This is a genomic window from Nocardioides sp. CCNWLW216 (assembly GCF_037120545.1).
GTDB classification, from domain to species: domain Bacteria; phylum Actinomycetota; class Actinomycetes; order Propionibacteriales; family Nocardioidaceae; genus Nocardioides; species Nocardioides lianchengensis.
The window spans coordinates 59185-83981 of record NZ_JBBBBJ010000016.1; the positions used below are offsets into that span (position 1 = coordinate 59185).

Here is a 24797-nt window from a genome sequence, read left to right on the forward strand (position 1 = left end):
GGGCGTCGTGCGTGACCGCGTCACCAGGCCGGGCGGGTCAGCCCGGCACCGAGGAGGGGTCTGTGGCTCGACGAGGCCAGCGCCAGAACGGCGCTCGCCGTCCGGCGGCGCGCCAGCGCGGTCGTGCGCTGGACAACGAGGGGATCATCCCCGTGCTCGCCCGCGCCGTGCGCGAGGTGGAGACCGCCGTGCAGCGGGGACGGGTGGACGGGTCCACCCGGACCAAGTTCCAGGTCGTGGCCCTGCTGGTGCGCGAGGAACGGCACCGGCTGAAGGCCGACCAGGAGCTGTCGGAGTCCCAGCGCGGCGAGGAGCTCAAGCGCCTCGACGGGATCGCCACGATCCTGGCCAAGACCGCCGCCCGCGACACCTCGATGCTCGTCCTGCTCGCCGAGGACGCGACCATGTCCGACTCCGCGCGCGAGCTGAAGAACGAGATGCTCCGCGCCGCCGGGGCCGAGCCGGAGCCCGAGCCGGAGCCGGACCCGGAGCCGGACCCGCTCGGCGTCCCCGCCTCCCGGCGGGTGCTGCCCGTCTCGGTGCGGCAGCGCCAGCTCTCGAACCCGTTCCTGGTCCCCGACTTCAGCGCCACCCCGCCGCGCACCGACGGGCCGCGCCGACTCGCGACCTGGGAGCTGCTCGGCCCGCTCTTCCGCTCCTTCGAGCAGGGCGGCAAGTCCTCCTCGATGACCCTCCCGGAGCCCCAGCCGCTGCGGCTGCCGGCCGGGCTGGAGCTGATGAGGCACCAGGGCGAGCTGGTCGCCTCGGCCGCCGACGGGCACCGCACCTACCTGCTCGCCGACGAGCCCGGACTCGGCAAGACGGCCCAGTCGCTGCTGGCCGCCCGCGCCGCCGACGCCTACCCGCTGCTGGTCGTCGTCCCCAACGTCGTCAAGACCAACTGGGCCCGTGAGGCCGCTCTGTGGACCCCGGAGAAGACGGTCACGGTCATCCACGGCGACGGTCACGACGTCGACGGGTTCGCCGACATCGTGGTGGTCAACTACGAGATCCTCGACCGCCACGTCGGGTGGATGGGCGACCACGGCTTCCGCGGGATGGTCGTCGACGAGGCCCACTTCATCAAGAACAAGGGCTCGCAGCGCTCCCAGCACGTCCTGCACCTCGCCGACCGGATCCGGACCCGTACGGCGCGACCGCTGCTGATGGCCCTCACCGGCACGCCGCTGATCAACGACATCGAGGATTTCCAGGCGATCTGGGAGTTCCTGGGCTGGATCGACGACAAGAGGCCGCGCCGCGAGCTGATGGACAAGCTGGAGGAGATCGGCCTGACCCCGGCCGACCCGGTCTTCTACCCGGCCGCCCGCGGCCGGGTGATCGAGATGGGCATCGTGCGCCGCCGCAAGGTCGACGTCGCCGCCGACATCCCCGCCCGCCGGGTCGCCGACCTGCCGGTCGAGCTCGAGGGCGAGATGGGCCGCTCGATCCGCGAGGCCGAGCGCGAGCTGGCCCGCCGGCTCGTCGAGCGCTACGAGATGGCGCTGGCCACCCGCACCTCCGGCCGCACCGTCGAGGGCATCGACCACGAGCTGGTGCGCCGGGTCGCGACCTGGGAGCGCGAGGACACGACGACGACGTCGACCGGAGAGAACGTCTTCGGGATGATGCGCCGGATCGGCCAGGCCAAGGCCGGACTCGCCGCCGACTACACCGCCCAGCTGGCACGCAACGTCGGCAAGGTCGTCTTCTTCGCCAAGCACGTCGACGTCATGGACGTCGCGGAGGAGACCTTCGAGCGTCGCGGCCTGAAGTACGCCTCGATCCGGGGTGACCAGACGCCCAAGAACCGGCAGAAGAACATCGACGCCTTCGTGAACGACCCCGAGGTCGCGGTCGTCGTCTGCTCGCTCACCGCGGCCGGTGTCGGCCTCAACCTGCAGGTGGCCTCGAACCTGGTGCTCGCCGAGCTCTCGTGGACCGATGCCGAGCAGACCCAGGCCATCGACCGGATCCACCGCATCGGCCAGGACACTCCGGTCACCGCCTGGCGGATCATCGCCTCGCAGACCATCGACACCAAGATCGCCGAGCTCATCGACAGCAAGGCCGGCCTCGCCGCCCGCGCGCTCGACGGCTCCGACGAGGAGATCGGCTCCTCCGCCGACATCCAGCTCGAGGCCCTGGTCGCCCTGCTCACCGAGGCCCTGGAGGAGCGCGAGACCGCCTCCGTCTGACCCCGCCTCCCGCCGAGTCAGCAGAAGTGGTGGGCCGAGTCAGCACCAGTTGTGCTGACTCGGCGATCTACGGGGTGGTGCGGAGGAGGCCCGGGCCGAAGACGAACCGGTCCACCTCGATCCGGATGGCGACCCGGGTCGGGTTCTCGCGGGGCTGGCGGTAGCGGCCGGCGTACCGCTCGACCGCGCGGGCCACGGTGTCGGGGTCGTCGTGGACGGTGCCCCGGCCCTCGATCGTCGACCAGCGGCCGCCGTCGACCTGACAGACGGCGACGTGGCCGCCCCCGGCCAGGTTGACCGCCTTGCGGGAGCCGGCGTTGGTGATCACCCAGGCGCAGCCGCGCTCCGGATCGATCGTCGCGCCGACCGGTACGACGTGGGGACGGCCGTCGGGCCGCAGCGTGGTCAGCGTGCAGAGGTGTCGCTCGGTCCAGAAGTCGGTCAGGGGGTGGGGGAGGGCGTCCCAGCCGGGGACGAAGATGCTCACGCGGGAAGCGTAGGGCTCCGGAACCGGGCGACGAGCGCGATCATCGCGATCGCCCCGGTGATCGCGGCCACGGCGGTCACGACGGACTCCGGGGAGTCGCCCAGCCGCCCGACCGCGATCCAGGCCAGACCCCAGGCGCTCGCGAGCGCGACCGGCCAGCGGCCGCCGTACGACCTCGCGAGCCAGGCGCCGCCCGCCAACACCACGAGTACGGCGAGCACCGCGCCCGCCTCGGCGACGGCCCGATCGACGGTGATGTCGACCGCGAGCGCCGCGGCGACGTTCGCGCAGGTCGCGACGCCGACCCAGCCGAGGTAGAGCCCGAAGGTGCCGTCGAGCACGATCCGGTCGCCGAGCGAGCGGGCCGGCCGGCGCGCGAGCCGCGCGACCAGCAGCACCAGCGTCGTCAGCAGGGCCAGGATCACCAGCACGCTGACCCAGATCCAGCCGGCCTGGGTGACCAGCAGCCAGGCCGCGTTGAGGACCATCGACGCGGCGGCGAGCCACCCGGTCGCGCGGGCCCGCTCGTCGGTGGCCTTCGCGGGCAGCCACTGCCAGACGGTGTAGGCCGCGAGGCCCAGGTAGATGACCGACCAGATCGAGAACGCCGGGCCGGCCGGGGCGAGCAGGGTGGCGTCCGCCGCCAGCGCGCCGCCCGACGACTCCGCGACGCGGGTGCCGATCACCCCCGTCCCGACCAGGGTGCCGACGACGCAGAAGATCTCGGCGAGGGTGACGGTGACGCGACGGGCGAGGTCCATGGCCGCGCGGTACCCGTCAGATCCAGCGCGCGAACCAGATCCGGTCGAGCCACTCGCCGTGGGTGAGCAGGCCGTTGGTGAAGATCGGCCAGAACCACGCGAAGTTCAGCAGGGTCAGCACGACGAACGACCCCGACACCACGACCCCGACGGTACGACGACGCGTCGGCACCCGGTCCGGTCCGATCAGCCAGCCCATGGTCAGGGTCAGCGCGAGGACGACGAACGGCAGCGTCACCACCGCGTAGAACAGGAAGATCGGGCGGTCGTCGTACAGCAGCCAGGGCAGCCAGGTCGACGCCGTACCGACGACGGCGACGCCGAAGCGCCAGTCCCGCCCGCCCACCCAGGCGACGACCGCGAACAGCAGGGCGAGGATGCCGCCCCACCAGATGGTGGGGGTGCCGAGGAGCAGCACCTGGCGCAGGCAGTCGCTGCCCGCGGGCGCGTCGCAGCCGCGGGTGCCGGGCTGGATGCCGGTGTCGGCGGCCACGCCGACCGGGCGGTTGAGGAGCAGCCAGCCGGACGGCTTGGAGGCGTACTGGTGACTGCTGCAGTTCAGGAAGTGGGTGTGGAAGGTGAACACGTCCTGGTGGTAGTTCCACAGCGAGTGCAGGGACTGGCGGACCTCCCCGAGACCGCTGGCGTCCGGCTCGGTGGCCGTCGGCCACTGGTCGTCGTTCTTCTCGTCGACCACGAGGTCGCCGTCGGCGCAGTGGCCGCTCACGAAGGTCGTGTACTGGGTCTGCGACAGGTGCTCCTCGTACTGGTCGGCGTGCACCAGCCAGCCGGTCCAGGTCGCGACGTACACGACCAGGCCGACGCCGACGAGGTAGCCGAACGCCGGCAGCCCGTCCACGACGGCCGAGCGCAGCACCGCCCACCGCACCCCGAAGGTACGACGGGCGCCGGCGCTCCAGAGCCAGGCCAGCAGGCCGAACGCGGCCAGCGGGTAGAGAGCGGTCCACTTGGTGCCGATCGCCAGCCCGAAGCAGACGCCGCCGGCGAGCAGCCACGGCCGCCACAGCACCGCGCGCACCGGCCCCCAGCCGTCGGTGACCGGCGCCGTCAGCTCGCGGGCCAGCCGCGCCCGGAACCAGTCGCGGTCGTTGACCAGGCAGGTGACCGCCATCAGCGTGAAGAGCGCCAGGAAGATGTCGAGCAGGGCCAGCCGGGAGAGCACGAACTGCAGCCCGTCGAGGCTGAGCAGCAGCCCGGCCGTGCAGCCGAGCAGGGTGGAGCCGGTCATCCGACGCACCAGGCGGCACATCACCAGCACCATCAGCGCACCGGCGACGGCCGCGGAGACCCGCCAGCCGAAGGGGTCCATGCCGAAGGCCTTCTCGCCGAGGGCGATCAGCCACTTGCCGACCTCGGGGTGCACGACCATCGACGGGTCGTCCTTCCACTGGCCGCCCGTCTGACCCGCGAGGATCTGCTCGTTGGCGTCCTCGACGTACGACCGGACGTAGCCGTGGTGCAGCAGCGACCAGGCGTCCTTGGCGTAGTAGGTCTCGTCGAACTCGAACTCCTTCGGGGAGCCGAGGTGCCACAGCCGCAGGAAGAGCGCCAGCAGCGCGATCCCGATGCTCGCCGTCCACCCGACCAGCGGGTCCTCGCCGCGCACCCGCCCGGTCGCCCGCTGCCAGGCGGTGGGGACGGCGAGACCGGTCACCTCTCCCGCGACACCGCGCTCGCGCGCAGGGGTCGGGGCGGACGTCGGCACGGCGCGAACTCTACGCAGCGCCCCGGTCACCGGTGGTTGAGGAGGTCGCGCAGCGACCGTCTCGAAACCCGGTGAGCCGCTCGACCGCGTGGACGTCGGGCCGACCGACGGCTCACCAGGGTTCGAGACGGGACTTCGTCCCTCCTCAACCACCGAGGCCTCACCACCGGGTGGATCGCGGCCTGACATGATCGGCCCCATGACCGGCGTCCTGGTGCTCGCGGCGACGCCGATCGGACGGGTGGCCGACGCACCGCCCCGGCTGGCCGAGGAGCTCGCGACGGCCGACGTGGTCGCGGCCGAGGACACCCGACGGCTCAAGCGGCTGACCACCGACCTCGGGGTCACCGTCTCCGGGCGGGTGGTGTCGTACTTCGAGGGCAACGAGTCGGCGCGCACCCCGGTGCTGCTGGAGGCGCTGCTGGCCGGCGAGCGGGTGCTGCTGGTGACCGACGCGGGGATGCCCAGCGTGTCCGACCCGGGCTACCGGCTGGTCGCCGCCGCGGTCGAGCACGACGTGCTCGTCACCGCCGTCCCCGGGCCGAGCGCCGTGCTGACCGCGCTGGCCGTGAGCGGACTGCCGGTCGACCGGTTCTGCTTCGAGGGCTTCCTGCCGCGCAAGGCGGGGGAGCGGTCGCGGCGGCTGCAGGCGCTGGCCCGCGAGGAGCGCACCATGGTCTTCTTCGAGGCTCCGCACCGCACCGAGACGGTCCTGGAGGCGATGGCGTCGGCGTTCGGCGACGACCGGCCCGCCGCGGTCTGCCGCGAGCTGACCAAGACCCACGAGGAGGTACGGCGCGGACCGCTCGACGCGCTCGTGTCGTGGGCCGCCGAGGGGGTACGGGGCGAGGTGACCATCGTCGTCGCGGGAGCGGTCCCCGGCGCCGACATCGCCACCGACCCGGACGGTCTGCGGTCCGCGGTGGCCGAGCGCGAGGAGGACGGCATGACTCGCAAGGAGGCGATCGCGGAGGTGGCCCGGCTGGCCGGCGTCCCGAAGCGCGACGTCTACGATCTGGTCCACAAGTCGTGACCCGGCTGACGACGTACGCCCGCGGGCCGCTGTTCTTCGACGTCACCGACACCGGGCCCGAGGACGGCACGCCGGTCGTGCTGCTGCACGGCTTCCCCGAGCGGGCGTCCTGCTGGCGCGAGGTGGCGCCGCTCCTGCACGCGCAGGGCCTCCGCACCTACGCGCCCGACCAGCGCGGCTACTCCCCGGGGGCGCGGCCGCGCGGGCGTTCGTCGTACGTCGTCAGCGAGCTGGTCGCCGACGTCGTCGCGCTGATCGAGGCCATCGGCGGTCCGGTCCACCTGGTCGGTCACGACTGGGGCGCCAACGTGGGCTGGTCGGTCGCGGCCCGCCACCCCGAGCTGGTGCGCAGCTGGACGGCTGTCTCGGTCCCGCACCCGGCCGCCTTCGTGAAGGCGATGAAGACCACCCGGCAGGGACTGCACAGCTGGTACATGGGCCTCTTCCAGGTCCCGTTGGTGGTCGAGGGCCTGGCCCGCTGGGCCGGCGGCCCGGTCGACCAGGGCCTGCGCCGCACCGGCATGTCGCGCGACGAGGTGGCCCGCTTCCGCACCGAGATCGTCGAGCACGGCGCGCTGCCCGGCGCCCTCGGCTGGTACCGCGCCCTCCCGCTCAGCCGTGGTCGCGGCATGGGCGGCCGGGTCCGTGTCCCCACCACCCTGGTCTGGAGCACCGGCGACTCCGCCATCGTCCGCCCCGGCGTCGACTGGTGCGAGCAGTACGTCGACGCGCCGTACGAGCTGGTCGTCCTCGAGGATGTCAGCCACTGGATCCCCACGCACGCGCCGGAGCCCCTCGCCGACGCGATCCTCGCCCGGATCGCCTCAGTCGACTGACGTTGGTCGAGGTGTGAGGAGCGCCCAGTGACGGGTGGCTCTCGCTGGTTGAGGTGTGAGGAGCGCCCAGCGACGGGTGGCTCTCGCTGGTTGAGGTGTGAGGAGCGCTAGCGACGAGCCTCGAAACCCGGTGAGCCGAGCGTCGGGCTCGATCGAGGGCGACTGTTGGCAAGACGGGTTTCGAGGCTCGCTTCGCTCGCACCTCAACCAGCGTCGGGGGCTCAACCAACGGGGGCCACGACCACCCGCGGTGCCGTCACGGGATCTCGGCGGTCCCGCTGATCGTGGTCGCGTTGTCGCCGAAGTCGGTGACGGTCAGGTCCAGCTGGACGACGCTGCCGGGGTCGAGCGGCTCCAGGTCGTAGGTCAGGTTCTCCAGGTCGGCGTAGAGGCCGGTGTCGGAGCTGGCCGTCCACTCCTGGGAGCCGTCGGCGGCGACGGTGAGGGTCTCCGGGACGATGATGCCCTCCGGGTCGGCGGTGAGCTCGCCGTACCCACCGCTGTCGGGGTCGAAGACGTAGTACTGCTCGCTGACGATGTCGCCGCTCTCCGCGTCGAGGACCAGCGAGAGCAGGACGTCCTGGTAGGTCTCGCCGTCGACGTCGCCCGGGGCGTAGTAGGCCATCGGCACGTCCATGCTGATCACCTCGTCGCCCTCCTGGTAGCCCAGTGCCAGATACGCGTACGACGAGTCCTCGCCGTCGCTGACCGTCAGCGCCGTCATGTCGTAGTAGCCGGCCGCGACGGGCGCCCCGTCCTCGCCGATGACCGCGTCCTGCTCGCCGAGGTAGGTCAGCGTGCCGTCCTCGCCGACGACGGCGTAGCTCATCGACGCGCCGGTCAGGTTGCCCTCGCCGACCTCGTCGTAGACGCCGGTGATCGAGAAGCCCTCGCCGTCGTACTCGATCTCGGCGCCGCTCTCCGGGTCGACGAACGCCGCCTGCTCCTCCGCCGGGATAGCCGCGCCGGCGTCGTAGTACGAGACCAGGAAGTCGACCCACGAGGCGGCGCTGGAGACGTCGCCGTACGCGCCGTTCGAGAGCTCCTGGGTCGGCGGGAAGTAGATCGAGAGGCCGGTCGCCCCCTGGGTGGCCTGGCCGGTCACCGAGTCGACGACGGCGTCATTGATCGCCCGGACCAACGTGTCGGCCTGGTCGGAGACGTCGAGCGCCTCGACCCCGATCGTGGCGGCCAGCATGCCGAGGTCCTTCATCTGGCTGTCCTCCTCCGGGTTGGGGCTGCGGGCGAAGCCGAGGGTGGACTCGCCGGCCCGGCCCACGGCCGGGGCGACGGTCGCGGCGCGCTCGGCCAGCGCCCCGCTGAAGTCGCCGAGCGCCTCGTCGACGGCGGCCATCCGGGTGAGGTCGATCATCGCGAGGGTGATCGAGTCGTCGGTGCCGGACTCGACGGCCTGCGCCTCGAAGCCGTCGATGATCGCGGCCCCGAGCTCGTCGGCCGTCGCGGCCTCGTCGTCGGCGAGCACCTGCAGCGCGCGGTAGTCCAGCCGTGGCCGGGCTCCAGCTCCTGCGAGGCGACCAGTCGGTCGGCGAGCGGGGCGACCGCGCTCGCGACCTCGTAGCTGCCCATCAGACAGGCGTCGAACCCGAGCAGGTCCAGCTTGTCGACGCCGGCCTCCTCCAGGCCCGCCGAGACGCCCTCGACGATCTGGGCGAGGTCGAGCACGTCGTCGTCGGAGCCCTCGTCGGGGCCGACGCCCGGCCAGGAGGCGCCGTGGTCGGAGATGATCAGCGCATAGTGGCCCGCCGGGTGGTCGGCGATGCCCTGGGCCACGAAGGACGCCAGCACCTCCGGATCGGCGGAGTTCACGTCGCCGAGGTCGTCGACCAGCTCGGCCGAGCCGGGGTTGATGTCGAGCACGCGCGCGCCGACCCAGCTGCCCTGGTCGAGCAGCTCGTCGTCGCCGTACTCCGCGGAGCGGTCCATGAACTCGCGAACCTGCAGCGCACCGGTGGAGCCGACCTCGCCGAGCTCGTTGACGTCGCTCACCATGAACGGCTCGAGGTTGGTGTCGGCCATCGAGTAGTGCAGCACGGTCCACTCGCCGCCGGCGTCGGGCTCACCCGGCTCGTCGGGATCGGCGCTGCTGGAGCAGCCGGCCAGGAGCAGGGCCAGCGCGCCCAGCGCTGCGGTGGTCGTACGACGGGTGGTCACAGTCGTCATGGTCGGCACCGGCGGCCCGCGGGGGAGCCGAACCCCGGGAACGGCGTCCACTGGTCTGGTCCTGGCACGATCGTCCGGTGAGCACCCTGGCCGACCGTCCGCCCGTTCCCGAGCCGCTCCCGCTGCCGGTGGTCGACAACCACTGCCACCTCGACATCACCCGGCACGGGGACGACGACCCGCTCGCGGTCCCGGAGGCGCTGGCCCTGGCCGCGTCGGTCGGCGTGACCCGGATCGTGCAGATCGGCTGCGACCTGCCGGGCGCCCGCTGGGCCGTCGAGGCCGCGGCGGCGCACGACGCCCTCGTGGCCGGGGTCGCCCTGCACCCCAACGAGGCGCCCCGCCTGCCGGACCTCGACGCCGCCATGGCCGAGATCGAGCAGCTCGCCGGTGCGCACGACAAGGTCCGCGCGGTCGGCGAGACCGGCCTCGACCACTTCCGCACCGGTGAGGACGGCCGCGCGGTCCAGGTGGAGTCGTTCCGCCGGCACATCGACCTGGCCAAGCGGGTCGACAAGACGCTGGTCATCCACGACCGGGACGCCCACGACGAGGTGCTCCGCGTGCTCGACGAGGAGGGGGCGCCCGAGCGCTGGGTGATGCACTGCTTCTCCGGCGACGCCGCCTTCGCACGGGCCTGCCTGGACCGCGGCGCGCACCTCAGCTTCGCCGGCACGGTCACCTTCAAGAACGTCCAGCCGCTGCGCGACGCCCTGGTCGTGGCTCCGCTCGACCGGATCCTGGTGGAGACCGACGCGCCGTACCTCACCCCGTCGCCGCACCGCGGTCGGAGCAACGCGTCGTACCTCGTCCCGCTGACGGTGCGGGCGATGGCGGAGGTCCGCGGCGACGACCTGGAGGGCCTCTGCGCGGCTCTCGACGGCAACACGGAACGGGCCTTCGGCGGCGCCTGGTGACACCGGTGGAACTACGTGTCGCTGCCCACAGGGGTCGGTGCGGGTTTGATTTCCGCACCGGTTCACTGTTGTTCTGGACGTCGAGAAAGCCGGGATCGGGACGATCTGACCTGCGCACCAGGGCCCGATCCAGGGTCCGTGCCGCCGCCCGAGGCCCGGGGAGCACGACCATCGGAGAAGTGTGGCTTCCACGCCTGACCACCCCAGCACCGTCCAGCGCCTGCGCTCCGCGCTCGCCCGCCTGACCCGCAGCAGGACCGCCCTCGTGGCGCTGTCCTCCGTCGTGGTCCTCGCGGTCGCGGGCAGTGCGCTCGGCTACCGGGCGCTCAGCACCACCGTCGTCGTGAGCGTCGACGGGAAGGACCGCGAGGTCCGGGCCATGGGCGGCACCGTCGAGGACGTGCTGGAGTCCGAGGGCATCGAGGTCGGCAGCCACGACCTGGTCGCGCCCGGCCTCGACGAGCAGGTCGCCGACGGCAGCCGGATCAACGTCAAGTACGGCCGGCCGCTGTCGCTCACCGTCGACGGCGAGGAGCAGACCCACTGGGTCACCTCCACCGACGTGGACGACGCGCTCGGCGAGCTCGGCCAGTCGTACGGCGACGCCCGCCTCTCCAGCAGCCGCAGCGCGACCATCGGCCGCGGCGGGCTCGACCTCGAGGTCGTCACGCCCAAGACCGTCGAGGTGAAGATCGCGGGCCGCAAGGCCCGCCAGCGCACCGTCCTCGCCCTGACCGTCGAGGAGGCGCTCCAGCAGCTCGGCGTCGAGGTCGACCGCCACGACCGGACCCGACCCGCCCTCGACCACGAGCTCCAGGACGGCGACACCCTGGTCTTCACCGACATCCGCGTCGCGTCCAAGAAGGTCCGCGCCGAGGCGCTGCCGTTCGACACCGTCGAGCGCGAGGACGACGAGGCCTACGAGGGCGACGAGACCGTCGTCCGCGAGGGCCGCGAGGGCGCTCGCGACGTCGTCTACCGGCTGGTCTACCGCAACGGCGAGCTCACCGCTCGCAAGGTGCTGCGCCAGCGGGTGCTCCGCGACCCCGTCGACGAGGTCGTCGAGATCGGCACCAAGGAGCAGCCAGCCCCCGACTTCTCGGGTGGCGGCACGGTCTGGGACCGGCTCGCCCAGTGCGAGTCCGGCGGCAACTGGGCCATCAACTCCGGCAACGGCTACTACGGCGGCCTGCAGTTCAACCTCGGCACCTGGCAGTCGTACGGCGGCAGCGGCCTGCCCAGCGAGAACAGCCGCGAGGCCCAGATCGCCATCGCGACCAAGGTCCGCGACGCCGCCGGCGGCTACGGCGCCTGGCCCGGCTGTGCGGCCAAGCTGGGGCTGCCGCGATGAGGCTCGCGCCCTGACCACTAGCCTTCAGAGCATGTCCACGTCCGCCGGTCCCCGTCTGCTGGGGCCGGCGGAGGTGCGTCAGCTCGCCGCCGAGCTCGACCTGCGCCCCACCAAGCAGCGCGGCCAGAACTTCGTCATCGACCCCAACACGGTCCGCCGGATCGTGCGCGAGTCCGGGATCGGGCCCGACGACGTCGTGGTCGAGGTCGGGCCGGGCCTGGGCTCGCTGACCCTGGCCCTGCTGGAGGCCGCCGGCCGGGTGGTCGCGCTCGAGGTCGACCCGCTGCTGGCCGGTCGGCTGCCGGCGACGATCGGCGAGTACGCGCCCGAGCAGGCCGATCGCTTCGAGGTCGTGCTGACCGACGCGATGCGGGTCACCGAGGTGCCGGGCCCGCCCCCGACCGCGCTGGTCGCCAACCTGCCCTACAACGTCTCCGTGCCGGTGCTGCTGCACCTCCTGCAGCTGCTCCCGTCCCTCGAGCGGGGGCTGGTGATGGTGCAGGCCGAGGTCGCCGACCGGCTGGCCGCCGCCCCCGGCTCCAAGGTGTACGGCGTCCCGTCGGTCAAGGCCGCCTGGTACGCCGACGTCCGCAAGGCCGGCGCCGTCGGCCGCAACGTCTTCTGGCCGGCCCCCAACGTCGACTCCGGCCTGGTCTCCTGGACCCGCCGTGAGCCGCCGGCGACCTCGGCCACTCGCGCGCAGGTCTTCGCCGTCGTCGACGCGGCCTTCGCCCAGCGGCGCAAGGCGCTGCGTGGGGTGCTGCGCGCGCTCGCCCCCAGCGAGGTCGTCGACGCCGCCCTGGCCGGGGCGGGTGTCGACCCGCTGGCCCGCGGCGAGTCGCTGCGGGTCGAGGACTTCGTGCGTATCGCGGAGGGGATCCACGCATGAGCCGCTCCCACCAAACGGTTCGCTCCGCCCACGTCTCCGCGGGGACCCCGGGTTGAGCGCCGAACGCACGGTCCGGGCGCCCGCGAAGATCAACCTCCACCTGGGGGTCGGCGCGCCCCGCGAGGACGGCTACCATCCGCTGCTGACCGTCTACCAGGCCGTCGGGCTGCACGACGACCTGACCGCGCGGCCGTCCGACACCTGGTCGGTCGAGGTCGAGGTGCCGGACTGGATGGGCGGCATCGCGCTGCCCACCGTCGAGGACAACATCGTCACCCGGGCCGCCCGGCTGCTGGCGCGCCACCACGGCCTCGAGCCGACCGGGGCGGTCCACGTCGTGAAGTCGATCCCGGTCGCGGGCGGGATGGCCGGCGGCTCCGCCGACGCCGCGGCCGCCCTGGTCGCGCTCGACCGGCTGTGGGGGGTCCAGACCTCCGACGACGACCTGCTGCGGATCGCCGGCGAGCTCGGCAGCGACGTCCCGTTCGCCCTGGTCGGCGGGACCGCCCTGGGCACCGGCCGCGGTGAGCTGGTCGCACCCGTCGCCGACACGGGAACCTGGTGGTGGGTCGCGGTCCCCTCGCTGGACGGGCTGTCGACGCCCGCCGTCTACCGCCACTTCGACGAGCTGCACCCCGACGCCGCGCCCGAGCCTCCGGCGGCCGACGACCTGCTCGCCGCGCTCGCCGCGGGCGACCCGCACGCCCTCGCCGCGACCCTGCGCAACGACCTGCAGGCGCCCGCCATCGACCTGCGGCCCGAGCTGGGCGACCTGCTCGACCGCGGCGAGGCCGAGGGCGCGCTGCGCGGGCTGATCTCCGGCTCCGGACCGACCTGCGTGTTCCTCTGCGAGTCCGCCGACGCCGCCCGCGCGGTGGCCGGCGCGTTCGCGGACGACTCCGACCGGCACCCCGTCGTACTCGTCGCCAACGGCGCGGTCGCGGGAGCCCACCTGGTGACCTATGGCTAATCTCCTCAACCTCGAGCGCGTCTCGAAGTCCTACGGCGTCCGCCCGCTCCTGACCGACGTCTCCCTCGGCGTCTCCGCGGGCGAGCGGATCGGCATCGTCGGCCGCAACGGCGACGGCAAGACCACCCTGCTGGAGGTGATGACCGGGCTCGAGGAGCCCGACACCGGCCGGGTGTCCCGCACCCGCGGGCTGCTGGTCGGCTACCTCCACCAGGGCGACGAGCTCGTCGACACCCACACGGTCCGCGAGGCGGTGCTGGGCGGCCGGGCCGACCACGAGTGGGCAGCCGACTCCCGCACCCGGGAGGTGGTGGAGGTGCTGCTCGCCGGCGTCGCCCTCGACCGCCCGGTCCTCGGCCTCTCCGGCGGTGAGCGCCGGCGCTGCTCGCTGGCGGCGCTGCTGCTCGGCGACCACGACCTGCTGGTGCTCGACGAGCCGACCAACCACCTCGACGTCGAGGCGGTGGCCTGGCTCGCGGACCACATCGCGAACCGGCCGTCCGCGCTCGTCGTGGTCACCCACGACCGGTGGTTCCTCGACGCCGTGTGCCAGTGGACCTGGGAGGTCCACGACGGCACCGTCGACGTCTACGAGGGCGGGTACGCCGCCTTCGTGCTCGCGAAGGCCGAGCGGTCCCGGCAGGCCGCCGCCTCCGAGATCCGCCGGCAGAACCTGGTCCGCAAGGAGCTGGCCTGGCTGCGCCGCGGCCCGCCGGCCCGGACCTCCAAGCCGAAGTTCCGCATCGACGCGGCCAACCAGCTGATCGAGGACGTGCCGCCCCCGCGCGACCGTCTCGAGCTGCAGAGGTTCGCGACCCAGCGGCTCGGCAAGGACGTCCTCGACGTCGAGGACGCCGACCTGGTCCGCGGCGACCGCGTGCTGCTGCGGCACGCGACCTGGCGGCTCGGACCGGGCGACCGGGTCGGGATCGTCGGCGTCAACGGCGCCGGCAAGTCCTCGGTGCTCGGCCTGCTCTCCGGCACGATCGCGCCCAGCGCCGGGCGGGTCCGCACCGGCCGCACGGTCGCGCTCCGCGCGCTCACCCAGCAGCTCGACGACCTCGACCCCGAGGCTCGCGTGCTGCCGATGGTCGAGTCGGTCCGCCGGGTCACCAAGGTCGCCGACGGCGAGATCACCGCCAGCGCGATGCTGGAGCGCTTCGGCTTCACCGGCGACCGGCTGACCGCCCGGATCGGCGACCTCTCCGGTGGCGAGCGACGCCGCTTCCAGCTGCTCCTGCTGCTGCTCGACGAGCCCAACGTGCTGCTCCTCGACGAGCCCACCAACGACCTCGACATCGAGACCCTCAACGTCCTGGAGGACTTCCTCGACGGCTGGCCCGGCACTCTGGTGGTCGTCTCCCACGACCGCTACTTCCTCGAGCGCGTCACCGACTCCACCTGGGCGCTGCTCGGCGACGGCCAGATCTCGATGCTGCCCCGCGGCGTGGACGAGTACCTCGAGCGTCGCGCGGCCTCCCTCGCCCCGGTGGAGAAGGTCGCCGAGTCCGCGCAGACTCGCGCCGTCTCGGCGGGGTCCTCCCCAGCAGCGGGCGCGACCACGACCCCGAAGGCCCGGGCGGGGAGCGCCGAGGAGCGGGCGGCGCGCAAGACGCTGGCGCGGATCGACAAGCGGCTCGAGAAGATCGCCGAGCTGGAGACCGGGCTCAACGAGCAGGTGCTCCAGCACGCCCATGACTACGAGCGTCTCGCCGAGATCAGCCGCGAGCTCGAGGTGCTGGCGGCCGAGAAGGACGAGCTCGAGCTGGAGTGGCTCGAGGCGGCGGAGGCGGTCGAGTAGCTCAGTCGAGCAGCTCGACCGAGCCCACGGCGTAGAGCCGCCGGCCCAGCGCGGCCGAGGCCGGGGTCGGCACCAGCAGGCGCAGCCCGTCCTCGTCGAGGACGGCGGCGACCTTGCCGTGCAGCCAGGCACCCCAGGCGGCGGTGCGGTACGACGGGGCGTCGTCGACCGTCAGCACGGTGACCGACGCCGGGTGGAGCAGCGAGGTGGTCATGCGGAGACCATCGGTGCGTCCCGTCGACTCCTGAGCAGAGTGACCTCGCTCACGTCCGGGCCGGGCCGGCCGATGGTCCCGGGGAAGGGAGGCGGTCATGACCACCACGAACCACCGGGACGTGCTCGTCCTGTCCGGCGGCGCCGCACGAGGCGCCGTGCAGGTCGGGATGGCCGAGGTCCTGCTCGCTCGGGGGGTGCGTCCCGCCGCCCTCGTCGGCACGTCCGTCGGGGCGCTGAACGCGGCGTACCTGGCCGCCGATCCGACGCCGACCGGCGCCGCCCGGCTCGGCGCCCTCTGGTCCGGGCTCAGCGGGCGCGACGTCTTCCCCGGAAGTCCCTGGACCCGGCTCGGTCACGTCGTCCGGAACCCGGCCTCGCTCTACAGCTCGGCCGGCCTGCAGCGGATGATCGCCGCCTGGGCCCCCACCGCCCGGCTGGAGGACCTCCCGGTGCCGGTCCGGGTGGTCACCGCCCGCCTCGACACCTCCGAGGCGGTCTACCACTCCTCGGGCGAGCTGGCCCGCCTGCTCCTCGCCTCGACCGCACTGCCCGGCATCTTCGACCCTGTGCGCCTCGACGACGGGACCCACGTCGACGGCGGCATCGCCGACCTCGTCCCCGTCGCCGGTACGGCGGGCCTGGGCGCCACCCGGATCTTCGTGCTCGACGCGAGCGTCCCCGCGCGGCTGGGGCGGGTGCGCTCGCCGCTGGACGTGCTGCTGGCCAGCCTGGCCTGCTCGATGCGGGTCCGCGCGGCGGTGGACCCGGGACCCGGCGTCGAGGTGCACCACCTCCGCGCCCCCGACCTCGGCACCCGGATGAGCGACTTCAGCCGCACCCGCGACCACCTCGCGCTCGGCCGCGAGGCGGCCCTCGAACATCTCTTCCCGGTGCCGACGGCCGCCTGACCCCGCCGCCGACCCGTCACTGAATGTCCTGGATCTGCGGCGTGTCGGGCACGGGTTGACGGGTCGTCCTCGGCAGGAAGGCGGCAGGCGTGCGGTCGAGCCGTCGATCTCAGACCGACACGCCGGGAAGAAGTGGCATCCAGTGACGGGTCGGCGTGGCCGACTAGGAGTCGGCGAACGGTGCCAGCAGCGTGCGCAGCAGGCCGCCGAGCTGGTCCTGCTCCGCGGCCGGGAGGTTGGCCAGGAAGCCGCGCTCCGCGTCGAGGAGCGCCTCGAAGGCGCCGTCGACGGCGGTCTTGCCCTCGCCGGTCAGGCGGACGATGACGCCACGCCGGTCGGCGGGGTCGGGGGAGCGCTCGACGAAGCCGCGGGCGGCGAGCCGGTCGACCCGGTTGGTCATCGTCCCGCTGGTCACCAGGGTCTCGCGGAGCAGCCGCCCCGGCGAGAGCTCGTACGGCGCTCCCGCGCGCCGGAGCGCGGCCAGCACGTCGAACTCCCACGACTCGATGCCGTGAGTGGTGAAGGCAGCCCGGCGGGCCAGGTCGAGGTGGCGGGCCAGCCGGGAGATCCGGCTGAAGACGGCGACGGGGGCCAGGTCGAGGTCGGAGCGCTCGCGCGCCCACGCCTCGACGAGCTCGTCGACCTCGTCCCGCCTGGGCTCCTGCATACCCCCCAGCCTAGCGGGATCGATCGAGAATCTTGACATCGAGACAGTTTCGGCGCAGGCTGAGTTTATCTTGACGTCAAGAGACTTGGAGCCGTGATGGCCCACTCCTGGGACCCCGACCGCTACCTGACGTACGCCGACGAGCGCGGCCGTCCCTTCCTGGACCTGCTGGCGCGGGTGCCCGCGAGCGCGCCCACCCGGGTCGTCGACCTCGGCTGCGGGCCGGGCAACCTCACGGCCCTGCTCGCCGCGCGCTGGCCGGACGCGACGGTCGAGGGCGTCGACGCCAGTGCCGAGATGATCGAGGCCGCCCGGCGCGACGTGCCCGACATCGGGTTCACGGTCGGCGACCTCCGTGACTGGGACGGTGGCCCGGTCGACGTCCTGGTGTCGAACGCGACGCTCCAGTGGCTTCCCGACCACCTGGAGCTGCTGCCGCGCCTGGTCGGCGCGGTCCGCCCCGGCGGCTGGCTCGCCTTCCAGGTGCCGGGCAACTTCGGCGAGCCCAGCCACACGCTGCGGACCGAGCTCGCCGCGCAGGCGCCGTACCGGGACCACCTGGGCGGCGTCGCCGTGCCCGACAGTCACGATCCGGTCGTCTACCTGGAGGCGCTGGCCGCCCTCGGGTGCGAGGTCGACGCCTGGGAGACCACCTACCTGCACCGGCTGGTCGGGCCCGACCCCGTCTTCACCTGGGTCTCCGCCACCGGCGCCCGCCCCACGCTCCAGGCGCTGCCCGACGACCTGCGCCCGGCCTTCGAGGCGGAGTTCCGGCGCCGGCTCGCGGCGGCCTACCCGGAGCGGCCCTGGGGTGTGGTGCTGCCGTTCCGCCGGGTCTTCGTGGTCGCCCGCGTCCCCGGGTGAGTCCACGAGGGCTCGAAATGGGCTCGAGTCGGGCTATCCTTGGGTCTTGTGAGTGCTCTCACAAGTTCCACCGACCCGCAGATCGGGTAAGAGACACTTTCATCGCGTCAGGGGTGGCAACACCCTCGGTCGCGGTCACGACCAGACATGGGCGACCCCTCGGGCGAAGCGGGGGGAGCTCCTCCCGAGGGGCCGTCCACGTGTGGCCGGAATCCTTGCTCGTCGATACTTCCGGGGGTATCCGACGGGCGCCACGTTAGCACCCATGGGGTGCGCTTCGCCGAACTTGGAGAACCACCCGGATGACGCTCACGACCGACGAGATGACCGCGGTGGTCAACCGCATCAAGCGAGCCCAGGGCCAGCTGGCCGGAGTGCTGCGGATGATCGAGGAGGGCCGCGAGACCGAGAGCGTGGTCAACCAGCTGAAGGCGGTCTCCCGCGCGGTCGACAAGGCCGGCTTCGCGATCATCGCCGCCGAGCTGCGCCGCCACGTCCAGGACGGGACGGTCTCCGACGACGAGCTGGCTCAGCTGGAGCGCGCCTTCCTGTCGCTCGGCTGAGCGCTCGCGGTCATCCCGCGGCCAGCGCGAGCGAGTCCAGGTCCCGGATCGCCGCGCACGCGCGGGTGACCATCGCGGCGAACATCAGGTCCCCGCGATCGGTCCGGGTCCCGTAGGCGCAGCCGAAGACCGCGACCAACGGACCCTGCGGCATCGCGAAGCGGTAGTCGTCCCAGGCGAGATCGCCCGGGTACGCCGCCACGCCGTACCCCTCGAGGGCGGAGTGGTACGCCGCCACCAGGTCCTGCTCGTGCGCCCGCCGCTCGGCGACGGCCAGCCCGGTGCCGAGCACGTAGGCCAGGTCGCGGGCCGGCAGGCCGAGCGAGAGGGTCTGCCAGTCGACGGCGACCGAGCCCGGTCCGCCGCCCGGCGGGAAGAGCAGGTTGTCGAGCCGGTAGTCGCCGTGCACCAGCCCCACCCGCTCGGAGCGGGCCAGGGCCCAGGCCTCGGTCACCGCGACGCAGTCGCGCAGGGTGCCGTGGTCCTCGGGCGCCAGCAGGTGGCCGAGGCCGTCGAGGAAGATCTCGGCCGCCGGCCCGTAGAGCTCGGCCAGCAGCCGTGCGCCCTCGGCGTCGGTCGCGGTGATCCCGTCCAGGTCCAGCAGCGTCGAGTCGCCCCAGCGCGGACCGTGCAGGCCGGCCAGGTTGACCACGGCGTCGCGGGCCTGGTCGACCGTGCAGCCGGCGAGCTGGTCGCCCTGCACGGCGGGGGTCAGGTCCTCCAGCAGCAGCACGAAGTCGCCGGAGGCGCCGGGGGCGGTGACGTGGTGGCAGGCCGGCACCCGGATCGCCACCGTCGGGGCGACCTCGGCGTAGAAGAGCGCCTCGGTGCGGTAGACCCCCGCGAGCAGCTCGCGGGCCGCCGGGTCGACCGCGGGCAGCTTGGCCAGCACGGTGGCGGGGACGTCCGTGCCCTCCAGGTGGAGCCGGTGGCAGGTGCCGATCTGGCCGGTGCCGACCGGCTCGCTCCGCACCGCCGTCACTCGACGACCGAGGGCCTCGCTCAGCCACTCCGGCGTGAGCTCCTCGACCAGCGCCGGGACGCTCATCGCGTCCAGCCCGGGTTGACGGGGAGCGCGGGCAGGTCGGGGCGCAGTCCGCCGTACGCCTCGACGACGGGGGCGAGCTCGGTCGGCGTGGCGCCGTGCAGGATGACGCTGTCGGCGCCGGCGGCCAGCTGGTCGAGGACCCGCTGCGCGCACTGGGTGGCGGACCCGGTGGCCGAGGCGGCCAGCCACTCCGCAGGCAGCACCCGGTCGCGGAGGTAGGTGAGCTCGTCGGTCGTCCCGATCGCGTCGAGGGCGCCCGGGTAGCCCTGCAGCAACGGGTCCTCGCGGAAGCGCTGGAGTGCGGCGAGGTCCCAGCCGTTGGCCCGCACGAGGACCTCGCCATACCCCTGGAGGTACGTCGCCAACCGCCCGACCAGCTTGCGCAGCCGTTGCTCCTCCGGGATCGAGTCCTCCACGGTGGCCAGCACCGACCAGACCCGGACCGAGGCCGGGTCGCGACCGGCCTCCTCGGCCGCGCGCCGGACGGTCGCGACCGAGCGGGCCAGGGTCTCGTCGGACAGGAAGGTGTGCAGGACGACGCCGTCGGCGACCCGACCGGCGAGCTCGAGGCTCCTCGGCCCGATCGCCATCATCAGCACCGGGACGTCCTCGTCGAAGGACGGGTCCTGCGAGAGGTAGGGGTAGTCGCCGGCCGGCCCGGAGTGGCCGAACGCCTCGCCGTGCCAGAGTCGGCGATAGATCCCGACCGCGTCCTCGAGCTGCGCGCCGGTGACCCGGGGGAGGCCCATCACGTCGAAGAGCAGGTCGAAGCCCCGGCCCAGGCCGAACGCGTAGCGTCCGCCGCTCATCCGGTGCAGCGTCGTGGCCATCGTGGCGGTGACGAGCGGGTGGCGGGTGTTGTGATTGGTGGCGGCGGTGCCGACGCCGATCCGGCTCGACGTCGCCACCGCGGCTCCGGCCAGGACGCCCGCGTCCTTGACGTTGAACCGCTCGGAGAGGAAGACCGCCCCGAGGCCGAGGTCCTCGGCGAGCCGGACCTCGTCGATGAGGTCCGCCGGCGAGGCCGAGTGGCCGGCGAGGCCGTAGCAGCCGAGCTCGGGGAACGCCTGGCCCTGGGGATCGATGGTCACGCGCCGGGACGCTAGCAACGGACTTGACACGTGTCAGTAGCGGTGAAAGTTACCGGCCGGTAAGGTTGCTCGTATGAGCCAGGTCCTCGCCCTGTGGCAGAAGATGAGTGCCGTCCCGGTGATCGGGACGCGCGTGTTCTCGGTGGCCTTCGCGCAGAAGGCGCCGTACTTCGCCTCGATCCGTCCGCGCTTCACGGTGCTCGAGCCGAACCACGTCGAGCTGGTGATCCCGAAGCGCCGTCGCGTGCACAACCACCTCGGCACGCTGCACGCCATCGCGCTGTGCAACGGCCTCGAGGCCGCCATGGGCGCGCTCGCCGAGGCGACCATCCCCGCGGACAAGCGGTGGATCCCGAAGGGGATGGAGGTCGGCTACACCGCCAAGGCCACCAGCGACATCACCTGCGTCGCCGAGACCGACCCCGAGCAGTGGACGTCCGAGGACCCTGACCTCCCCGTGCGGGTGCGCGGCGTACGCGACGACGGCACGGTGGTGATCGAGGGCGTCATCCGGCTCTGGGTGACGCCGCGGAAGTAGCCGCTCAGACGGCGGTGCTCTGGCCGCCGTCCATGTTGCCGACCCGGGTCGGGTCGAGCGGGCTCTTCTCCCCGACGTAGCGTCGCTGCACCCAGCCCGCGAGCAGGGTGAGGAGCAGGTTCACGACGATGTAGAGCGCCGCGACCACGATCATGGTCGGCACCCGGTTGCTGAACTCCAGGTAGATCTGCTTCGAGACGAAGGTCAGTCCCGGGGCGGTGACGAAGATTCCGAGGGCGGTGTCCTTCAGAGCGACCACGCACTGGCTGATGATCGCGGGCAGCATGATCTTCACCGCCTGCGGCATGAGGATGATGTTCATGACCTGGGTCTTGCGCATCCCGATGGCGTACGCCGCCTCCGCCTGGCCGGACGGTACGGCGAGCACGCCGGCGCGCAGCACCTCGGCCAAGACCGAGCCGTTGTAGAGCGTCAGGGCGATGACCACGGCCCAGAACGGGCTGCCGTCCTTGTTGATGCCGATGGCGTACCAGGTGAAGACCATCAGCAGCAGCACCGGGACGGCCCGGAAGAGCTCGACGATGGCCCAGGCGGGCCAGCGGACCACGGCCAGGTCGGACAGCTTGCCGACGCCCAGGACGAAGCCCAGGACCACGGCTCCGAGGATCGCGAGGAACGCCATCTTCAGCGTGTTCAGGAGTCCGTCGACGAGCAGGACCCGGACGTAGTCGGGGGTGGTGAAGACCTCCCACTTGTCGGCCTCGAACTGGCCGTCGTCGTAGAGGCGCCACAGCGCCCAGGCCACCACCGCGGCGACCAGGACGACGGCGACGGCGTTGTACGTGCGGTGCCGGGCGACGGTGCGTGGGCCCGGGGCGTCGAACAGCACACTCGCGCTCACAGGGCGACCCTCCAGTGACGCTCGGTGCGGGTGGCGAGGAACGAGAAGGCCTCGACCAGGACGATGTAGCCGACGGCGAAACAGACGAAGATGCCGAGCCGCTCGGAGGAGAAGCTGTTGGTGAACGTGCGCATCTGCGCGGTAGCCTCGGCGACGCCGAAGACCGCAGCCACGGAGGTGTTCTTGATCAGTGCGATCTGCACGCTGGCCAGCGGGGGCAGCGCGGCCCGGAAGGCCTGCGGCAGCACGACCTGGGACATCACGCCGCCGAACGGCAGTCCGATCGCCCGGGCCGCCTCGACCTGGCCGAGGGGGACGGCGTTCACGCCGGCGCGCAGTCCCTCGCACACGAAGGCCGAGGTGTAGAGAGTCAGGGAGACGACGGCGGCCCCGAAGAGTGCCGTGAAGTCGAAGGTCCCGACGTGGACCTGCAGCCAGTTGAACTTGATGCCGAAGATCGGCGCCGCGAACGAGAAGAACGCGAACATGATCACGAGCGGGGTGTTGCGCACGACGGTGACGTACGTCGCCGCCGCGCCCCGGAGCACCGCCACCGGCCCGACCCGCATCGCGAGCAGGACCGTGCCGAGGACGGTCGACAGCACGCCCGCCACCAAGAACAGGAAGAACGTGTAGCCGAAGGCCTTGAAGTACGCGTCGAGGTTGTCGAGGACCGCGTTCACGGCGGGGATCCTTCCTCAGCTCGTGGGAGTGGGTCCGGGGCGGCCGGACGGCCGCCCCGGACGGGAGTCACGACGATCAGGCGACGCAGTCCTGCAGCTGCGGCGGGTCCGGCGTCTCGACGCCCGAGGGGCCGAGCGTCAGCTCGAACGCCTCGGCCCAGGAGCCGTCCTCGAAAGAGTCCTCGAGGACGTCGTTGATCCACTCGCACATCTCCGGGTGCTCCTTGGAGTACCCGACGCCGATCAGCTCCTCGGAGAACTCGTCGCCGACGACCTTCAGCTGGCCCTCGTTCTCGGCCGCGTAGCCAGCGAGGATCGAGCCGTCGGTCGACATGCCCTGGACGGTGCCGTCGAGGACCTTCTGGACGCACTCGGAGTAGCTGTCGAAGCCGACGCCCTTCGCACCGGCCTCGTTGATCCGGTCGATCGAGGTCGAGCCGGTGACCGAGCAGACCTCCTGGCCCTTCAGGTCGTCGATGCTCGCGACGTCGCTGTCAGCGGGGACCAGCAGCTGCTGGCCGGTCACGAAGTACGGTCCGGTCTGGCCGACGACCTTCCGCCGGTCGTCGGTGATGGAGTACGACGCCAGGACCAGGTCGACCTTGCCGGACTCCAGGAACGGCTCCCGGTTGTCGGAGATCGTCTCCTCGTAGGTCACGACGCTGGTGTCGGCGGGGTCGATGCCGAGGTCGGCGACCAGCAGCTTGGCGATCTCGACGTCGAAGCCCGACGGGATGTCGTCGTTCGCCCCCTTGAAGCCGAGGCCGGGCTGGTCGTACTTCACGCCGACGGTGATCTTGCCCGCCTCGGCGAGCTCCTTCATGCGGGTGCCGGCGTCGAACTCGTCGGCGGCGTTCTCCTTGGCCTCGACGTCGCGGCCCTCGTCGTCGCTGCCGGCGTCACCGCACGCGGTGAGCATCCCGGCGAGGAGCACTCCTGCCGCGGCGATCCCGAATCTCGTCCTGCGCATGCTGTCTCCTTCAGTGCTTGAGGATCTTGCCGAGGAAGTCCTTGGCCCGATCGCTCTGGGGGTTGGTGAAGAACTCGTCGGGGGTGTTCTCCTCGACGATGGCGCCGTCGGCCATGAAGACGACCCGGTCGGCCGCGGTGCGGGCGAAGCCCATCTCGTGGGTGACGACGACCATGGTCATGCCGCGCTCGGCGAGGTCGACCATGACCTCGAGGACCTCGGAGATCATCTCGGGGTCGAGGGCGGAGGTCGGCTCGTCGAAGAGCATCACCTTCGGCTCCATGGCCAGCGCGCGGGCGATCGCCACGCGCTGCTGCTGGCCGCCGGAGAGCTGGGCGGGGTACTTGGCGGCCTGGTGGCCGACGCCGACCCGGTCGAGCAGCTCGCGGGCGCGGGTCTCGGCCGCCTCCTTCTTGACGCCGCGGACCTTGATCGGGCCGAGGGTGACGTTCTCGAGGATCGTCTTGTGGGCGAAGAGGTTGAAGCTCTGGAAGACCATGCCGACCTCGGCGCGCAGGTTGGCCAGCTCCTTGCCCTCCGCGGGGAGCGGCTGGCCGTCGAGGGTGATCGAGCCCTGCTGGATCACCTCGAGCCGGTTGATCGCCCGGCAGAGCGTGGACTTGCCGGAGCCGGACGGTCCGATCACCACCACGACCTCGCCGCGGTCCACCGTGAGGTTGATGTCCTGCAGGACGTGCAGGTCCCCGAACCACTTGTCGACATGGTCGAGAACGACCAGCGGTGCACCCGTCATGACCGGGGAACCTATCCCGACCTGACCCACTTGAACCATCCCCGACCTGGGGTGGCCGGACTGAGACCGACCTGTGACCAACCGGGTCAGTGGCAGGTCAGCGGCGGGCGCGCACCGCGAGAAGGACGGCGGCGGTGGCGACGACCGCCGCCGTACGACGTCCCGGGCGGACCAGCACCGCCCACGAGCTCTGGTGGGCCAGGACCGACCACGAGCTCTGGTGTGACAGCACCGACCCGAGCGACATCGAGGAGCCGATCGAGAAGAACGAGGCGTACGAGCCCACGCTCCCGACCGAGAGGACCGACCCGGTGCTCGCGATCGAGAGAGCCGAGCCGTCGGACCACAAGGACAGCACCGAGCGTCGGGAACCGACCGACAGGTGCGAGGACATGGCGGCAGCGTAGGACGCGATCCGCCTCGGGCACCAGAAATCCCGTCTGGGCGACCCGGTGTGGATACTTCTGCCAGTGACCTCGGCAT

Annotated in this window: 26 protein-coding genes; 12 read left to right on the plus strand and 14 right to left on the minus strand. The window is 72.4% G+C overall.

Annotation, left to right across the window (positions count from 1 at the left end; genetic code table 11):
- Positions 1 to 62: 62 nt before the first annotated feature.
- The gene (locus tag V7S47_RS24900) at positions 63 to 2198 is read left to right on the plus strand and encodes a DEAD/DEAH box helicase (protein WP_336564124.1); all 2136 of its coding nucleotides are present in this window, start codon (positions 63 to 65) and stop codon (positions 2196 to 2198) included.
- 67 nt (positions 2199 to 2265) lie between these two features.
- Here V7S47_RS24900 and V7S47_RS24905 read toward each other — a convergent pair whose 3' ends face one another.
- From V7S47_RS24905 to V7S47_RS24915, 3 genes are read right to left on the minus strand one after another with little or no spacing between them, the layout of a single operon-like run.
- The gene (locus V7S47_RS24905) at positions 2266 to 2685 is read right to left on the minus strand and encodes a pyridoxamine 5'-phosphate oxidase family protein (protein ID WP_336564125.1); all 420 of its coding nucleotides are present in this window, start codon (positions 2683 to 2685) and stop codon (positions 2266 to 2268) included.
- Positions 2682 to 3446 carry a tryptophan-rich sensory protein gene (locus tag V7S47_RS24910; RefSeq protein ID WP_336564127.1) on the minus strand — a complete coding sequence of 255 codons (765 nt, stop codon included), beginning with the start codon at positions 3444 to 3446 and terminating at the stop codon, positions 2682 to 2684. Before V7S47_RS24910 ends, V7S47_RS24905 begins: the two co-directional genes overlap by 4 nt.
- A gap of 16 nt (positions 3447 to 3462) precedes the next feature.
- Positions 3463 to 5172, minus strand: coding sequence for a dolichyl-phosphate-mannose--protein mannosyltransferase (locus V7S47_RS24915; protein WP_336564128.1), 1710 nt, complete (start codon positions 5170 to 5172; stop codon positions 3463 to 3465).
- A gap of 199 nt (positions 5173 to 5371) precedes the next feature.
- Between V7S47_RS24915 and rsmI the strand changes: the two genes are divergently transcribed.
- Positions 5372 to 6205 (plus strand): 16S rRNA (cytidine(1402)-2'-O)-methyltransferase, encoded by an 834-nt coding sequence (gene rsmI, locus V7S47_RS24920; RefSeq protein WP_336564129.1) that lies wholly within the window; start codon positions 5372 to 5374, stop codon positions 6203 to 6205.
- Positions 6202 to 7041 (plus strand): alpha/beta fold hydrolase, encoded by an 840-nt coding sequence (locus tag V7S47_RS24925; RefSeq protein WP_336564130.1) that lies wholly within the window; start codon positions 6202 to 6204, stop codon positions 7039 to 7041. The genes rsmI and V7S47_RS24925 overlap by 4 nt, the downstream gene beginning before the upstream one ends.
- Positions 7042 to 7297: 256 nt before the next feature.
- Here V7S47_RS24925 and V7S47_RS24930 read toward each other — a convergent pair whose 3' ends face one another.
- Together V7S47_RS24930 and V7S47_RS24935 are read right to left on the minus strand one after the other, a co-directional pair.
- Positions 7298 to 8524 carry a hypothetical protein gene (locus V7S47_RS24930; RefSeq protein WP_336564131.1) on the minus strand — a complete coding sequence of 409 codons (1227 nt, stop codon included), beginning with the start codon at positions 8522 to 8524 and terminating at the stop codon, positions 7298 to 7300.
- Positions 8410 to 9222: a clostripain-related cysteine peptidase gene (locus tag V7S47_RS24935; protein WP_336564132.1), complete on the minus strand. Its 813-nt coding sequence runs from the start codon at positions 9220 to 9222 to the stop codon at positions 8410 to 8412. The genes V7S47_RS24930 and V7S47_RS24935 overlap by 115 nt, the downstream gene beginning before the upstream one ends.
- A gap of 86 nt (positions 9223 to 9308) precedes the next feature.
- Here V7S47_RS24935 and V7S47_RS24940 point away from each other — a divergent pair, with 86 nt between their 5' ends.
- From V7S47_RS24940 to V7S47_RS24960, 5 genes are all read left to right on the plus strand, one after another.
- Positions 9309 to 10139 (plus strand): TatD family hydrolase, encoded by an 831-nt coding sequence (locus V7S47_RS24940; RefSeq protein WP_336564162.1) that lies wholly within the window; start codon positions 9309 to 9311, stop codon positions 10137 to 10139.
- A gap of 181 nt (positions 10140 to 10320) precedes the next feature.
- Positions 10321 to 11490, plus strand: coding sequence for a ubiquitin-like domain-containing protein (locus V7S47_RS24945; protein ID WP_336564133.1), 1170 nt, complete (start codon positions 10321 to 10323; stop codon positions 11488 to 11490).
- 31 nt (positions 11491 to 11521) lie between these two features.
- Positions 11522 to 12379 carry a 16S rRNA (adenine(1518)-N(6)/adenine(1519)-N(6))-dimethyltransferase RsmA gene (gene rsmA / locus V7S47_RS24950; RefSeq protein WP_336564135.1) on the plus strand — a complete coding sequence of 286 codons (858 nt, stop codon included), beginning with the start codon at positions 11522 to 11524 and terminating at the stop codon, positions 12377 to 12379.
- Positions 12380 to 12431: 52 nt separating this feature from the next.
- Positions 12432 to 13349, plus strand: coding sequence for a 4-(cytidine 5'-diphospho)-2-C-methyl-D-erythritol kinase (locus tag V7S47_RS24955; RefSeq protein WP_336564136.1), 918 nt, complete (start codon positions 12432 to 12434; stop codon positions 13347 to 13349).
- Complete coding sequence (locus V7S47_RS24960; protein WP_336564137.1) at positions 13342 to 15150, plus strand: ABC-F family ATP-binding cassette domain-containing protein; 1809 nt, start codon at positions 13342 to 13344, stop codon at positions 15148 to 15150. The genes V7S47_RS24955 and V7S47_RS24960 overlap by 8 nt, the downstream gene beginning before the upstream one ends.
- 1 nt (position 15151) lies before the next feature.
- Here V7S47_RS24960 and V7S47_RS24965 read toward each other — a convergent pair whose 3' ends face one another.
- On the minus strand, positions 15152 to 15364 hold the full coding sequence (locus V7S47_RS24965; protein WP_090860256.1) for a hypothetical protein: 213 nt from the start codon (positions 15362 to 15364) through the stop codon (positions 15152 to 15154).
- 97 nt (positions 15365 to 15461) lie between these two features.
- On the opposite strand from V7S47_RS24965, the gene V7S47_RS24970 reads away from it, so the two are divergent.
- Positions 15462 to 16274 carry a patatin-like phospholipase family protein gene (locus V7S47_RS24970; RefSeq protein WP_090860257.1) on the plus strand — a complete coding sequence of 271 codons (813 nt, stop codon included), beginning with the start codon at positions 15462 to 15464 and terminating at the stop codon, positions 16272 to 16274.
- A 163-nt stretch (positions 16275 to 16437) separates the two neighbouring features.
- Here the strand turns inward: V7S47_RS24970 and V7S47_RS24975 are convergent, their stop codons facing one another.
- A complete protein-coding gene (locus tag V7S47_RS24975) occupies positions 16438 to 16941 on the minus strand; it encodes a MarR family winged helix-turn-helix transcriptional regulator (RefSeq protein ID WP_336564138.1) in 504 nt (167 codons plus the stop codon).
- 96 nt (positions 16942 to 17037) lie between these two features.
- On the opposite strand from V7S47_RS24975, the gene V7S47_RS24980 reads away from it, so the two are divergent.
- Together V7S47_RS24980 and V7S47_RS24985 are read left to right on the plus strand one after the other, a co-directional pair.
- Positions 17038 to 17805, plus strand: a complete 768-nt coding sequence (locus tag V7S47_RS24980) for a methyltransferase domain-containing protein (RefSeq protein WP_336564163.1) — start codon at positions 17038 to 17040, stop codon at positions 17803 to 17805.
- Positions 17806 to 18107: 302 nt separating this feature from the next.
- On the plus strand, positions 18108 to 18368 hold the full coding sequence (locus tag V7S47_RS24985) for a metal-sensitive transcriptional regulator (protein ID WP_336564139.1): 261 nt from the start codon (positions 18108 to 18110) through the stop codon (positions 18366 to 18368).
- Positions 18369 to 18378: 10 nt separating this feature from the next.
- Here the strand turns inward: V7S47_RS24985 and V7S47_RS24990 are convergent, their stop codons facing one another.
- The gene (locus tag V7S47_RS24990) at positions 18379 to 19416 is read right to left on the minus strand and encodes a phosphotransferase family protein (protein WP_336564140.1); all 1038 of its coding nucleotides are present in this window, start codon (positions 19414 to 19416) and stop codon (positions 18379 to 18381) included.
- Entirely contained in the window at positions 19413 to 20507 is a 1095-nt protein-coding gene (locus tag V7S47_RS24995; RefSeq protein ID WP_336564141.1) for a TIGR03857 family LLM class F420-dependent oxidoreductase, read from the minus strand. Before V7S47_RS24995 ends, V7S47_RS24990 begins: the two co-directional genes overlap by 4 nt.
- Positions 20508 to 20580: 73 nt before the next feature.
- On the opposite strand from V7S47_RS24995, the gene V7S47_RS25000 reads away from it, so the two are divergent.
- The gene (locus V7S47_RS25000) at positions 20581 to 21045 is read left to right on the plus strand and encodes a hotdog fold domain-containing protein (protein WP_336564142.1); all 465 of its coding nucleotides are present in this window, start codon (positions 20581 to 20583) and stop codon (positions 21043 to 21045) included.
- Positions 21046 to 21049: 4 nt separating this feature from the next.
- On the opposite strand, the gene V7S47_RS25005 is transcribed toward V7S47_RS25000, so the two are convergent.
- The 5 genes from V7S47_RS25005 to V7S47_RS25025 all read right to left on the minus strand — a co-directional run bounded on the left by V7S47_RS25005 (position 21050) and on the right by V7S47_RS25025 (position 24708).
- The gene (locus V7S47_RS25005) at positions 21050 to 21907 is read right to left on the minus strand and encodes an amino acid ABC transporter permease (protein WP_336564143.1); all 858 of its coding nucleotides are present in this window, start codon (positions 21905 to 21907) and stop codon (positions 21050 to 21052) included.
- On the minus strand, positions 21904 to 22590 hold the full coding sequence (locus V7S47_RS25010) for an amino acid ABC transporter permease (protein WP_336564144.1): 687 nt from the start codon (positions 22588 to 22590) through the stop codon (positions 21904 to 21906). Before V7S47_RS25010 ends, V7S47_RS25005 begins: the two co-directional genes overlap by 4 nt.
- 76 nt (positions 22591 to 22666) lie before the next feature.
- Positions 22667 to 23560, minus strand: coding sequence for a glutamate ABC transporter substrate-binding protein (locus V7S47_RS25015; protein WP_090860266.1), 894 nt, complete (start codon positions 23558 to 23560; stop codon positions 22667 to 22669).
- 10 nt (positions 23561 to 23570) lie between these two features.
- Entirely contained in the window at positions 23571 to 24314 is a 744-nt protein-coding gene (locus V7S47_RS25020; protein WP_442945380.1) for an amino acid ABC transporter ATP-binding protein, read from the minus strand.
- A gap of 97 nt (positions 24315 to 24411) precedes the next feature.
- Positions 24412 to 24708, minus strand: a complete 297-nt coding sequence (locus V7S47_RS25025; protein ID WP_336564145.1) for a hypothetical protein — start codon at positions 24706 to 24708, stop codon at positions 24412 to 24414.
- Positions 24709 to 24797: the final 89 nt, after the last annotated feature.

Excerpts from the sequence above, each read along its gene's own strand:
- V7S47_RS24910 (WP_336564127.1), bottom strand. The coding sequence starts at position 3,446 with ATGGACCTCGCCCGTCGCGTCACCGTCACCCTCGCCGAGATCTTCTGC.
- rsmI (WP_336564129.1), top strand. The coding sequence starts at position 5,372 with ATGACCGGCGTCCTGGTGCTCGCGGCGACGCCGATCGGACGGGTGGCC.
- V7S47_RS24935 (WP_336564132.1), bottom strand. The coding sequence starts at position 9,222 with ATGACGACTGTGACCACCCGTCGTACGACCACCGCAGCGCTGGGCGCG.
- rsmA (WP_336564135.1), top strand. The coding sequence starts at position 11,522 with ATGTCCACGTCCGCCGGTCCCCGTCTGCTGGGGCCGGCGGAGGTGCGT.
- V7S47_RS24960 (WP_336564137.1), top strand. The coding sequence starts at position 13,342 with ATGGCTAATCTCCTCAACCTCGAGCGCGTCTCGAAGTCCTACGGCGTC.
- V7S47_RS24965 (WP_090860256.1), bottom strand. The coding sequence starts at position 15,364 with ATGACCACCTCGCTGCTCCACCCGGCGTCGGTCACCGTGCTGACGGTC.
- V7S47_RS24970 (WP_090860257.1), top strand. The coding sequence starts at position 15,462 with ATGACCACCACGAACCACCGGGACGTGCTCGTCCTGTCCGGCGGCGCC.
- V7S47_RS24975 (WP_336564138.1), bottom strand. The coding sequence starts at position 16,941 with ATGCAGGAGCCCAGGCGGGACGAGGTCGACGAGCTCGTCGAGGCGTGG.
- V7S47_RS24980 (WP_336564163.1), top strand. The coding sequence starts at position 17,038 with ATGGCCCACTCCTGGGACCCCGACCGCTACCTGACGTACGCCGACGAG.
- V7S47_RS24985 (WP_336564139.1), top strand. The coding sequence starts at position 18,108 with ATGACGCTCACGACCGACGAGATGACCGCGGTGGTCAACCGCATCAAG.
- V7S47_RS24990 (WP_336564140.1), bottom strand. The coding sequence starts at position 19,416 with ATGAGCGTCCCGGCGCTGGTCGAGGAGCTCACGCCGGAGTGGCTGAGC.
- V7S47_RS25000 (WP_336564142.1), top strand. The coding sequence starts at position 20,581 with ATGAGCCAGGTCCTCGCCCTGTGGCAGAAGATGAGTGCCGTCCCGGTG.
- V7S47_RS25015 (WP_090860266.1), bottom strand. The coding sequence starts at position 23,560 with ATGCGCAGGACGAGATTCGGGATCGCCGCGGCAGGAGTGCTCCTCGCC.
- V7S47_RS25020 (WP_442945380.1), bottom strand. The coding sequence starts at position 24,314 with ATGACGGGTGCACCGCTGGTCGTTCTCGACCATGTCGACAAGTGGTTC.
- V7S47_RS25025 (WP_336564145.1), bottom strand. The coding sequence starts at position 24,708 with ATGTCCTCGCACCTGTCGGTCGGTTCCCGACGCTCGGTGCTGTCCTTG.